Here is an 11334-nt window from a genome sequence, read left to right on the forward strand (position 1 = left end):
AAATAACAAAATAATTACAGTAGTACATGATAATAGACCTTAGAAGTGATACAGTCACTAAACCTACTCCAGAAATGCTTAATGAAATGATGAAAGCCGAGGTTGGTGATGATGTGTATAAGGAAGATCCAACGGTCAATGCTTTAGAAGAAAGGATAGCAACAATGTTTGGTATGGACAATGCACTGTTTTTTCCAACAGGAAGTATGGCTAACCAAGCAGCAATTAAAATGCACACGCAACCAGGAGAACAGTTAATCGCTGATAAGTATGCGCACGTATATAATTATGAGGGGGGAGGAGTGTCTTTCAATAGTGGAGTTTCTTGTAAATTAATTGATGGGCATAGAGGTATGATTACTACTAACCAGGTTTTAGAATCAATTAATCCGCCGGATTTTTACCACAGCCCTTTGACCAGTTTAGTGTGTTTAGAGAATACTACTAATAAAGGAGGAGGAGCTTGTTATAATTTTGAAGAAATAAAAAAAATAAAAAAGATTTGTGATGATCATAATTTGGGCTATCATTTAGATGGAGCAAGGTTATGGAATGCTTTGGTAGCTAAAAATGAAACTCCAAAGGATTATGGACAATTGTTTGATACTATTTCTGTATGCTTAAGTAAAGGACTCGGTGCTCCTATGGGATCTGTGTTGATTGGTAATGAAGAAATCATGCAAAAAGCAATTAGGATTAGAAAAGTTTTGGGCGGTGGTATGCGTCAAATAGGATATATGGCAGCAGCGGGATTATATGCCATTAATAATCATATAGATCGATTGCAAGAAGATCATAAAAAAGCTCAAGAGATTGGTAAAGTTCTAGAAAAATTATCTTTTGTAACCAACGTAGAGCCAATAGATACCAATATTATTATATTTACTATTGATGGAAATGAAGAAGAATTTATTACAAAAATGGCGAAAAAAAATATTCATTTCTATGGAATGGGACAAGGTAAGTTAAGGTTTGTTACCCATTTAGATTATACTCAGAAAATGCATGAGTATTTTTTAGAAGAATTAAAAGCAATATAAAAAAAGCCACTCATAATAAATGAGTGGCTTTTTTATGTTTATTTAATAAACTCTATACCTCTTTAGTATCTGCGCCAGGAGCATTTTCTTTTACTGAGTTGATGCCATTTTCCATTCCAGATTCAGAAGAATACATCTGACTACTTCCTATAACCTGACCATTCATTGCTTTAAGATTAAAAAAGAACCTACCGTCTTTAGCAGTTTTTCTTTCATATCTACCATCTTCAGCAGCATTTTTTTGTACGGATGCAATTCCATTTACAGCGGCAGCTTTACTATTGTAAACCTCACTACTTAAAATTACTTGCCCATTTTTAGCTTTTAAAGTAAAATGGTAACTATTTCCCTCTTTATTTTTGAGTTCAAACATATTGTCGAGTTTTTTAAAGAATATTAGAATGATTTTGATAAAAATATAGAATAATACGCAGAAAGAAAAATAGATTAAAATTCAAATAAGTTTTTTTAAGCCTTTTATCGAGAAAAAAAACAGTACGTCGAAAAACGGATAGTTTTTCTAAATGATCATTTTAACATTTCCTTTTGATATATATAATTTCGTAACTTTAAGTGTAACATAATAATAACCACTAAATCATCAAAACATGAAAAATCGTTTTTTATTAGTACTTCTTGCAATCGCTGGAATTTCTGCTCAGGCTCAAGATTTGCCTGCTAACCCTGAACCAGGAAAGTGCTATGTACGTTGTACGACACCTGATGTTTACGAAAATCAGAATGTACAAGTTCAAATTACACCAGAGTATAGAAAGCTAAAAACTTATCCTGCTACTTTTGAGACAGTAACTGAAAAAGTATTAGTTAAAGAAGAATCAAAGAAGTTAACTGTAATACCTGCAAAATATAAAACAGAAACAGTAACTTTTATCAAAAAGCAAAAAGCATCTGCATTAAAAGTAATTCCTGCTAAATTCGGAACAGGAGCAGAAACGGTAGAAATTAAGCCAGCGTATGCTCAATGGGAACTTGGATCTCCAGCACCTGATTGCGCATCAAGTAATCCAGATGACTGTCGTTACTGGTGTTATAAAGGATATCCTGCAGAATTTACTACAGTGCCAATCAAAACATTAAGTAGTGATGCTACTACAACTAGTAATGCTATAGCTGAAAAATCAAGTTCTTATACAAAAAGAGTAGTTTCTGAGCCAGCTAGAACAATTGAAGAAGTTATACCAGCAGAATATGCTACAATAACTAAGACTGTTATGGTTAAAGATGCTTATTCTGAAGAAGTTGTAGTTCCTGCTACGTTTAAATCGGTAAGTAAAGAAGTGTTAACACAAAAGGGAGGATTAACTACTTGGAAAGAAGTAGAGTGTTCTTTAGTTGAGTATTCTGCATTACCAATTAATTGGAATCTAGGTAGTGCTACCTTAACTTCTCAAGCTAAGAGTATTATTGATACTAGGTTAATGCCGGTATTAGCAAATAACCCTGGAGCTAAAATGGAAATCGCTTCTCATACAGATGCTAGAGGATCTAAATCAAGTAATAAGAGTCTTTCTGAAAGAAGAGCACAGGCCGTAGTTACTTATTTATTATCTAAAGGAATAAATGGAAGTCGTTTGGTAGCTAATGGTTACGGAGAAAACAGATTAAAAAATAGATGTGCAGATGGTGTTTCTTGTACAGAGCGTCAGCATGCAGCTAACCGTAGAACTGAGTTTAGATTAATTAATAACTAATAGGTTCTTTATTAATAAGCACAAAAAAAGGAAGCAATTTGCTTCCTTTTTTTTGTGCTTATTATGTTTTATTTAAACATATCCAGACCAGGAATATCGGGCATTCCTTCTTTTGCTACTGCTGCTAATTCAGCTTCGTTTACAGAAGTTGCCTTGGCAATAGCTTTATTTAGTGTAAGAATTAAATAGTCTTCTAACTGCTCCTTATCCTTTAGTAGCTCGTCGGCAATAGAAATACTTTTTATTTCTCTGTTAGCGGTTATTGTGACTTTAAGAAGATTATCAGTGCTGTTTTCGTCTACTAAAACAGTGTCTAGTCTTTTTTTTGTTTCTTCTACTTTTTTCTGGGTTTCTTTTAGTTTACCCATCATTCCCATCATATCTCCAAACATTGATATTTTTTTTAATGATTTATTAAGAACAAAATTACTGCTTTAACTGTTAATAAACTAAGAGATTATTGTGAAAACTCTATGAATTATATTGTTACTAACGATTACTTTTGCAACTTTGCGTAACTATTATAAATTAAATACTTTGGAGATAGAAGTTCAAAACCCAACTGCAGATATAAAAGCTACACATCTCGAAAAACATGGAGATATCCGTGTCGACAATTATTTTTGGCTTAATGATAAGGAAAATCCAGAAGTAATTGATTATTTAGAACGTGAGAACGATTACAACGATAGGGTGATGGGGCATACAAAAGATTTTCAAGAAAGTCTTTTTGAAGAAATGAAAGGACGTATTAAAGAAGATGACGCATCAGTGCCATATAAAATGAATGGGTATTGGTATATTACTAGATATGAGACAGGAAAGGATTATCCTATCTATTCTAGAAAAAAAAACACCTTAGAAGCAAAAGAAGAAATATTATTTGATTGTAATGAAGAAGCAAAAGGACATGCTTATTTTAAAATGGTTGGACTAAATATAAGTCCAGATAATACATTAATTGCTTTTGGTACCGATACTTTAAGTAGAAGAAAGTATACAATTCGTATCAAAAATTTAGTGACTGGTGAGATATATCCAGAAGTAATTGAAACTACTTCTGGTGGAAGTACTTGGGCTGCCGACAGTAAAACTTTGTTTTACACTAAGAAAGATGAAGCTACTTTAAGATCACATAAAATTTTTAGACATAGCCTCGGTTCAAATTCATCAGAAGACGTAGAGATCTATGAGGAGAAAGATGATACCTTTAATACTTTTGTTTATAAAACAAAATCTAAACAGTACATAGTAATTGGATCTAGTAGCACATTAACATCAGAATACCATATTTTAAAAGCTGACGATCCAAATGGAGAATTTGTTGTTTTTCAGCCCAGAATTAGAGGGTTAGAATATGGTATAGCTCATTACAGTGGAGATTTTTATATATTGACAAATGCCGATGAAGCTAAAAACTTTAAGTTAATGAAGGTTTCTGAGAAGAATACCTTAAAAGAAAATTGGATAGACCTTATTCCTCATCGTAAAGATGTTTTATTAGAAGACGTCGATATTTTTAAAGATTATCTTGTTATAAGTGAAAGAAGTAATGGTTTGAATAAAATTAATATCAAAAGATGGGATGGCACAGATGATTATTACCTTCCTTTTGATAATGAAACATATACCTCCTATGTAAGTACAAATGTAGATTTCGATACTAAAGTTCTTAGATATGCATATAATTCTTTAACGACACCAAATTCGGTTATTGATTTTGATATGGAATCTAAAGAAAAAGAGGTAAAAAAGGAGCAAGAGGTTTTAGGAGGTAAGTTTGATAAAAGTAATTATGTGTCAGAAAGAGTTTGGGCTACCGCTACTGATGGTACAAAAATACCGATATCTTTAGTCTATAAAAAAGGAATTAAAAAGGATGGAACTAATCCTTTGCTCCAATATGCTTATGGATCTTACGGTTCTACTATAGATCCGTATTTTTCAAGTGTTCGATTAAGTTTGTTAGATAGAGGATTTATTTATGCAATTTCTCATGTAAGAGGAGGAGAATATCTAGGACGTTCTTGGTACGAAGAAGGAAAACTTTTTAAAAAGAAAAATACGTTTACAGATTTTGTTGATTGCTCTAAATTTTTGATTTCGGAAGGGTATACTAATGTAAATCATCTTTATGCTATGGGAGGTTCCGCTGGAGGTTTATTGATGGGAGTTATTGTAAATATTGCTCCAGAATTATATAATGGAGTAGTTGCTGCTGTTCCTTTTGTTGATGTAGTAACCACGATGTTAGATGATAGTATTCCTTTAACCACAGGCGAGTATGATGAATGGGGTAATCCAAATAAAAAAGAATATTATGATTATATGAAGTCGTATTCTCCTTATGACAATGTTACAGCTCAGAATTATCCAAATATGTTGGTGACTACAGGTTTACATGATTCTCAGGTTCAGTACTGGGAACCAGCTAAATGGGTCGCTAAATTAAGAGAGTTAAAAACTGATAAAAACCTCCTGTTATTACATACTAATATGGAAGCAGGTCATGGAGGAGCCTCTGGAAGGTTTGCAGCTCTGAAGGAAGTTGCAGAAGAATATGCATTTTTATTAGATTTGGAAGGTATAAAGAATTAATTAAAAAAATTAACGTAACTTCGTAGCGTTTTTGTGACGGTTTGTAGACTCCCCTTTTTCAGTTCTATAAATTTGTTTAAAACACAACCTTATGAGAGAAGATATACAGGCTTATGATAATGTTTTAGAGCTTATAGGTGATACTCCACTTGTAAAATTAAACAGAATTATGAAAGGCTATCCAGGTAATTTCTATGCTAAAATAGAATCTTTTAACCCTGGGCATTCCACTAAAGATAGAATAGCACTTTATATTATAGAAGAAGCCGAAAAAAAAGGTATTCTAAAACCTGGTGATACCATTATAGAAACTACCAGTGGTAATACTGGTTTTAGTTTAGCGATGGTAAGTGTAATTAAAGGTTATGAATGCATACTTGCAGTTAGTTCAAAATCATCAAAAGATAAGATTGCCATGCTTAAAAACATGGGAGCTAAGGTTTATGTGTGTCCAGCACACGTTAGTGCGGATGATCCAAGATCTTATTACCAAGTAGCCAAAAGGCTTCACGAAGAAATACAAGGTTCAGTTTATATAAATCAATATTTTAATGAACTGAATATTGATGCTCATTATAACACAACAGGACCAGAAGTTTGGAACCAGACAAATGGAAAAATTACCCACTTTGTGGCATGTTGTGGTACGGGCGGGACGATTTCTGGAACTGCAAAATACTTAAAGGAAAAGAATAGTGAAGTTCGAGTACTTGGTATCGATGCTTATGGTTCGGTATTAAAAAAATATCATGAAACTAGAGAGTTTGATGAAGAGGAAATTTATCCTTATCGAATTGAAGGTTTAGGTAAAAATCTAATACCAACTGCTACAGATTTTGATGTTATTGATAAGTTTGAAAAGGTAAGTGACGAAGATAGTGCGCATACGGCTAGAGAATTGGTGAAAACAGAAGGAATGTTTCTAGGATATACTAGTGGAGCAGCTATTCAAGGAGTAAAGCAATTAGCTGAACAAGGAGAATTTGACGAAAATAGTAATATAATTATTATTTTACCCGATCACGGATCTCGCTATATGAGCAAGGTTTTTAGTGATGAATGGATGACCGAACAAGGATTTTTTGATAGTGTTCATGAAGAGGATGCTACAAAAGTTCAGTTTATTAAGTAAAATTATTTAATGTAAAAATATGAGCATCTGATATTTTACAGGTGCTTTTTTTGTGAAAAAATAGGTAGAGGTAGTGATTTAGAATATAATTATGCAATCACATCAATTTTCTGTATTTTCGCAAACTTAAAGAAATCAAATTAGCGGTAGATGAGAGATTTATTTGATAAAATATACGAAGACAAAGGACCTTTAGGAAAATGGGCAGATCAGGCAGAAGGATATTTTGTTTTTCCTAAGTTAGAAGGGCCAATATCAAATAGAATGAAGTTTCAGGGTAGAGAAGTAGTTACCTGGAGTATCAATGATTATTTGGGGCTTGCTAATATGGAAGAAGTTCGTAAGGTTGATGCAGAAGCTGCAGCTGCTTATGGATCAGCATATCCAATGGGAGCTAGAATGATGAGTGGTCATACAGATTTGCATGAGCAATTACAAAATGAATTAGCTCAATTTGTAGATAAAGAAGCCGCTTATTTGTTAAATTTTGGGTACCAAGGAATGGTATCTACTATTGATGCATTAGTAAGTAAAGATGATATTATAGTATATGATGTAGATGCACATGCGTGTATTATTGATGGTGTTAGATTACACCAAGGACAACGATATACGTATCGACATAATGATATTGAGAGCATAGAGAAAAATTTAATGAGAGCTACAAGAATGGCTCAAAAAACTGGAGGAGGAATTTTATTAATCTCCGAAGGTGTTTTCGGTATGCGAGGTGAGCAAGGAAGGTTGAAAGAAATAGTTGCGCTTAAGGAAAAATATAATTTCAGATTATTTGTGGATGACGCTCACGGTTTTGGTACTCTTGGAGCAACAGGTGCTGGAACAGGTGAGGAGCAAGGAGTGCAAGATGATATCGATGTCTACTTCGCTACATTTGCGAAATCAATGGCTAGTACAGGAGCATTTATAGCTGCTGATCAAGAGATAATTGATTACCTTAAGTACAATTTACGTTCTCAAATGTTTGCAAAATCCTTACAAATGCAATTAGTTGTAGGAGCGCTTAAGCGTTTGGATATGTTGCGAACAATGCCAGAATTAAAAGCGAAACTTTGGGAAAATGTAAACGCATTACAAAATGGTTTGCGTAATAGAGGTTTTGATTTAGGAACAACTCAGAGCTGTGTTACTCCTGTTTATTTAAAAGGGAGTATTCCTGAGGCAATGGCATTAGTTAAAGATCTAAGAGAAAACCATGGAATTTTTTGCTCGATAGTTGTATATCCGGTAATACCAAAGGGAATGATTTTATTAAGATTGATTCCCACGGCTTCTCATACTATGCAGGATATAGAAGATACATTAAATGCTTTTTCTGCGATAAGAGAAACATTGGAAAATGGTACTTATAAAAAGATGTCTGCGGCCCTAGCAGAAGCGATGGGAGAATAAAAATACCTTTAAATAGAATAAAAAAACAGCTACTCTTTTAAAGCAGCTGTTTTTTTATGATTTTTATTATCTACAATGATATTCAGGACCTTTAACGCATCTACCATTAACACAGGTACATCGTCCATCGATATTTGTAGAACAATCTAATGTCAATGGTCCAAAACTGCAAAAAGGACTACTTCCTCCGTTAATAGATAGTTTTTCTTGTTTCTTAAGTTCGCTAACTCCTTGTAAATTTAAAATCTTTTTGATCATAATGTTATGGTTTTTAGAGTAAAAATTAGTAGTCTAAAAATAACAGTATATCGGGGAAATAATAGTTTTTTTATATTAAAAATTTGCTAAAAAAGATTTAATATAATTTTAGGCCTGTTTTATCTATAGATTTTTTCGGTAAGTTCTGCGCATCTTGTGTTGCTCGTGCTCGTAATCATTCCATAAAGCTTGTATAGCTTTATTTTCTTCTAATTCGGGATTTGTTTCTACCATTTCTATACCATTACGTATAAATGTTTCATTCATTTCCTTGAAAATAAGAGCGGTAACTCCTTTGTTTTGATATTCGGGATCTACTCCGATAAGATAGAAAGCTGCAGTGTCATTTCTTCTTTGTGCTTTAAGAATATGCAAAAATTTTAAAGGATAAATTTTGCCATTCATCTTTTTTAAGGCTTTGGAAAAAGAAGGCATAACAATAGAAAAAGCAATTAATTTTCCATTTTTATCAGCTATACATGTGATATATTCAGGATTTAAATATGGTAAGTATTTTTTCTTGTACATTTCAATCTGATACTGTTGTATCGGTACAAATGTTTGTAAACTACTATATGTTTTATTAAGTAAATCAAACATATCATCAGCATATTTTAAAAGTTCTTTACTTTTTTTGAACTTAAGTAATTGAAGTTGATAGCGTTCTTTGATTATTTTAGCGAACTTGATTACTTTATCTTTAGTTTCAGTAGGGACTTTTATTTTATATTCTACCCAAGTAGCTGCATCTTCGAAACCTAATTGTTCCATATGTTTTTGGTAATATGGATAATTATACCAAGTAATCATGGTATTAAGTTCTTCAAATCCTTTTATTAAAATACCTGCTTTATCCATATTGGAAAAACCAACAGGTCCTTCCATATACTCCAAATAATTTTGTTTACCAAAATCAACAACTTTTTCGAGAAGAGCTTTGGTTACTTCAAGATCATCTATAACATCAAACCATCCGAAACGGATTTTTGGCTTTTGTTGTTCTTTTACTTCAATCCAATTGATAATTGCCGCTATTCTTCCAACAATTTTATTGTTTTTATATGCAAGAAAATATTTAGCTACGGCATTTTTAAAAACAGGATTTTTAGCCGGATTCATTACATCTAACTCTTCTTTAATAATAGAAGGAACGTAATAGGGAGAGTCTTTATATAATTCAAAAGGAAACTTAACAAATGTAGTTAAATCTGCTTTAGAGGTAATTTCTTTAATCGTAATCATACAACTTCGCTAGTTCGTAACAAATATATAACCCTTTTGTCAAACATCTTAACGTAAACAGGTCATTTTAATAAATCAATCGATAACTTGATCATTATAATAGTTGACTGTAATGTTTTTCTAAAAAAAATACTCCACTGATCAAACTAATGATCAATGGAGTAAAGGATACATAACAAACAATAATTTTACTTATTATTTATACACACACAACTTTAGTATCCAGGATTTTTACTAATTTTAATTAATTGCATTTATTTCACTAATTGAAGCTTTATAAACTAATTCGACGATGATTTTAAAAGGCTAATTCAATTCATTATTTATCAGATTATATGTCTTCATAGTGGTTATATATTTATAATATTGTGACTTTTATTAATACCCTGGGTTTTGCGGTTCTAAATTTGGGTTTCTAGCTAATTCTTCTGCTGGTAATGGGAATAAGTAATCTTGATTAGGGTCAAAGTTTGCTTTTTCTCCTTCTAACCCTGAAGCACTAAACACTTCACTACCAATTCTTCTTCTAGCGATATCATACCATCTTTTAAACTCAAATGCTAGTTCCCATTTACGTTCTTCTAATACGATGGTTCTAAAATCATCTTGTGATAATCCAGAAACATCCTCAGGGAAAGCAGCACCGTTTCCACTTCTTGCTCTAGCTCTTACTCTATTTACATACTCGTGAGCTTCGCTTGATCCAGGATTTACTTCATTTAATGCTTCGGCTGCAATTAATAGCACCTCTGCATAGCGTATCATCATATAATTTGCTTCTGATCCTCTACCATTTCCGGTAGCAGTTGTTCCGATAGAACGAGTATACTTTGCAATATGTGGACGATTCACACCTCTACCAGCACCACTTTCTTTAAAAACAGTAAATGGTCGCTCTTCTAACGACTGAACTCCTGTAACAGGATCTGTGATATTAAAAACTCCTATGGTATCTAAACTCACTTGTTTTCTGTAATCTCTACCATCCCAAGTATTGTATACTTCTAAGGAAGGGACTCCTACAGACCAACCACCTCCAAGACCATATTGTTGATCATCTCTAAGTCCTGTTAATGCTGCTTGATAATCTCTTCCATCATCTCCATTGCTTGCCCCAATAAAATCCAATGTAAAAATTGGTTCTAAGGAAGTATCTATTAGTGAAGAGTCAAATAGATCCTGAAAATCTGGTTCTAATCCTAGGTTATAGGTTCCTTCATTATCAATCACTCCTTTTGCTTGGTCATAGGCTTGTTGGTATTCACCCATCGTTAAATATACTAATGCTAAATAGGAGTGTGCTGCAGATTTAGCAGGTATGGATCGTGCAGCTTGATTATCTGGTAACCAGGTTTTAGCAAACTCAAAATCAGCAATGATATTTGCATACACATCCGCAGCTGGAGTCTTGCTAATAGAACTTGCTTCTTCTAGATTCGTTACTGGAGTATCTAAATAAGGGATATCTCCAAATTGTCTTACTAAATGAAAATACGCAAACCCTCTTGCAAAATAGGCTAGGGCGGTAACTGGATTTTTTATTTCATCGGCTACATTTACTTGTTCTGCACCAGCTATTGCTTGGTTAGCAGCGGCGATCATTTGATATACTCTAAGCCAATATCCATCAATCATTCCATTATCAGCAGGAACATTGAATTCATCGTGTTCGATTCTTCTTGTTGCTGTGGTAGGGTCTCCAATAGCAACCATATCTCCACGTAACATTAATGTTAAAGACATTTTTCTGCCCCAAAAATCTTCGTGAGTCATATGTCCATATGCACCATTTGCTGCTGTCTGTATATCATTTACATTGTTAAAAAAACCATCTGGAGCTAATAGCCCTACAGGTTCTTCTTCTAGGTCAGAACATCCTATTATTGATAATCCTATCAATAAGAATAAATATTTATATTGTTTCATAATATATGCTTTAAAT

General features: G+C 33.0%; 10 protein-coding genes. 5 read left to right on the plus strand and 5 right to left on the minus strand.

Annotation, left to right across the window (positions count from 1 at the left end):
• Positions 1-26: 26 nt before the first annotated feature.
• Complete coding sequence (locus D1815_RS03605; protein WP_118385942.1) at positions 27-1040, plus strand: low specificity L-threonine aldolase; 1014 nt, start codon at positions 27-29, stop codon at positions 1038-1040.
• A 52-nt stretch (positions 1041-1092) separates the two neighbouring features.
• Here the strand turns inward: D1815_RS03605 and D1815_RS03610 are convergent, their stop codons facing one another.
• Positions 1093-1413, minus strand: coding sequence for a YegP family protein (locus D1815_RS03610; RefSeq protein ID WP_027393674.1), 321 nt, complete (start codon positions 1411-1413; stop codon positions 1093-1095).
• 235 nt (positions 1414-1648) lie between these two features.
• Here D1815_RS03610 and D1815_RS03615 point away from each other — a divergent pair, with 235 nt between their 5' ends.
• Positions 1649-2752, plus strand: coding sequence for an OmpA family protein (locus tag D1815_RS03615; RefSeq protein WP_027393675.1), 1104 nt, complete (start codon positions 1649-1651; stop codon positions 2750-2752).
• 68 nt (positions 2753-2820) lie between these two features.
• On the opposite strand, the gene D1815_RS03620 is transcribed toward D1815_RS03615, so the two are convergent.
• Positions 2821-3144 carry a YbaB/EbfC family nucleoid-associated protein gene (locus tag D1815_RS03620; RefSeq protein ID WP_118385943.1) on the minus strand — a complete coding sequence of 108 codons (324 nt, stop codon included), beginning with the start codon at positions 3142-3144 and terminating at the stop codon, positions 2821-2823.
• Positions 3145-3289: 145 nt separating this feature from the next.
• Here D1815_RS03620 and D1815_RS03625 point away from each other — a divergent pair, with 145 nt between their 5' ends.
• From D1815_RS03625 to D1815_RS03635, 3 genes are all read left to right on the plus strand, one after another.
• Positions 3290-5350, plus strand: a complete 2061-nt coding sequence (locus D1815_RS03625; protein WP_233557593.1) for a S9 family peptidase — start codon at positions 3290-3292, stop codon at positions 5348-5350.
• A 91-nt stretch (positions 5351-5441) separates the two neighbouring features.
• A complete protein-coding gene (locus tag D1815_RS03630; protein WP_118385945.1) occupies positions 5442-6482 on the plus strand; it encodes a PLP-dependent cysteine synthase family protein in 1041 nt (346 codons plus the stop codon).
• A gap of 150 nt (positions 6483-6632) precedes the next feature.
• The gene (locus tag D1815_RS03635; protein WP_027393679.1) at positions 6633-7892 is read left to right on the plus strand and encodes an aminotransferase class I/II-fold pyridoxal phosphate-dependent enzyme; all 1260 of its coding nucleotides are present in this window, start codon (positions 6633-6635) and stop codon (positions 7890-7892) included.
• A 66-nt stretch (positions 7893-7958) separates the two neighbouring features.
• Here D1815_RS03635 and D1815_RS03640 read toward each other — a convergent pair whose 3' ends face one another.
• From D1815_RS03640 to D1815_RS03650, 3 genes are all read right to left on the minus strand, one after another.
• Positions 7959-8150: a hypothetical protein gene (locus tag D1815_RS03640; protein WP_108805420.1), complete on the minus strand. Its 192-nt coding sequence runs from the start codon at positions 8148-8150 to the stop codon at positions 7959-7961.
• 123 nt (positions 8151-8273) lie between these two features.
• Entirely contained in the window at positions 8274-9392 is a 1119-nt protein-coding gene (locus tag D1815_RS03645; protein WP_027393681.1) for a GNAT family N-acetyltransferase, read from the minus strand.
• A 378-nt stretch (positions 9393-9770) separates the two neighbouring features.
• The gene (locus D1815_RS03650) at positions 9771-11318 is read right to left on the minus strand and encodes a RagB/SusD family nutrient uptake outer membrane protein (RefSeq protein WP_118385946.1); all 1548 of its coding nucleotides are present in this window, start codon (positions 11316-11318) and stop codon (positions 9771-9773) included.
• Positions 11319-11334 lie beyond the last annotated feature (16 nt).

The sequence above is a fragment of the Aquimarina sp. AD1 genome (assembly GCF_003443695.1).
GTDB classification, from domain to species: Bacteria; Bacteroidota; Bacteroidia; order Flavobacteriales; family Flavobacteriaceae; genus Aquimarina; species Aquimarina latercula.

Coding starts and splice junctions, on each gene's coding strand:
- D1815_RS03605 (WP_118385942.1), top strand. CDS start 27: ATGATAATAGACCTTAGAAGTGATACAGTCACTAAACCTACTCCAGAA.
- D1815_RS03610 (WP_027393674.1), bottom strand. CDS start 1,413: ATGTTTGAACTCAAAAATAAAGAGGGAAATAGTTACCATTTTACTTTA.
- D1815_RS03615 (WP_027393675.1), top strand. CDS start 1,649: ATGAAAAATCGTTTTTTATTAGTACTTCTTGCAATCGCTGGAATTTCT.
- D1815_RS03620 (WP_118385943.1), bottom strand. CDS start 3,144: ATGTTTGGAGATATGATGGGAATGATGGGTAAACTAAAAGAAACCCAG.
- D1815_RS03630 (WP_118385945.1), top strand. CDS start 5,442: ATGAGAGAAGATATACAGGCTTATGATAATGTTTTAGAGCTTATAGGT.
- D1815_RS03635 (WP_027393679.1), top strand. CDS start 6,633: ATGAGAGATTTATTTGATAAAATATACGAAGACAAAGGACCTTTAGGA.
- D1815_RS03640 (WP_108805420.1), bottom strand. CDS start 8,150: ATGATCAAAAAGATTTTAAATTTACAAGGAGTTAGCGAACTTAAGAAA.
- D1815_RS03645 (WP_027393681.1), bottom strand. CDS start 9,392: ATGATTACGATTAAAGAAATTACCTCTAAAGCAGATTTAACTACATTT.
- D1815_RS03650 (WP_118385946.1), bottom strand. CDS start 11,318: ATGAAACAATATAAATATTTATTCTTATTGATAGGATTATCAATAATA.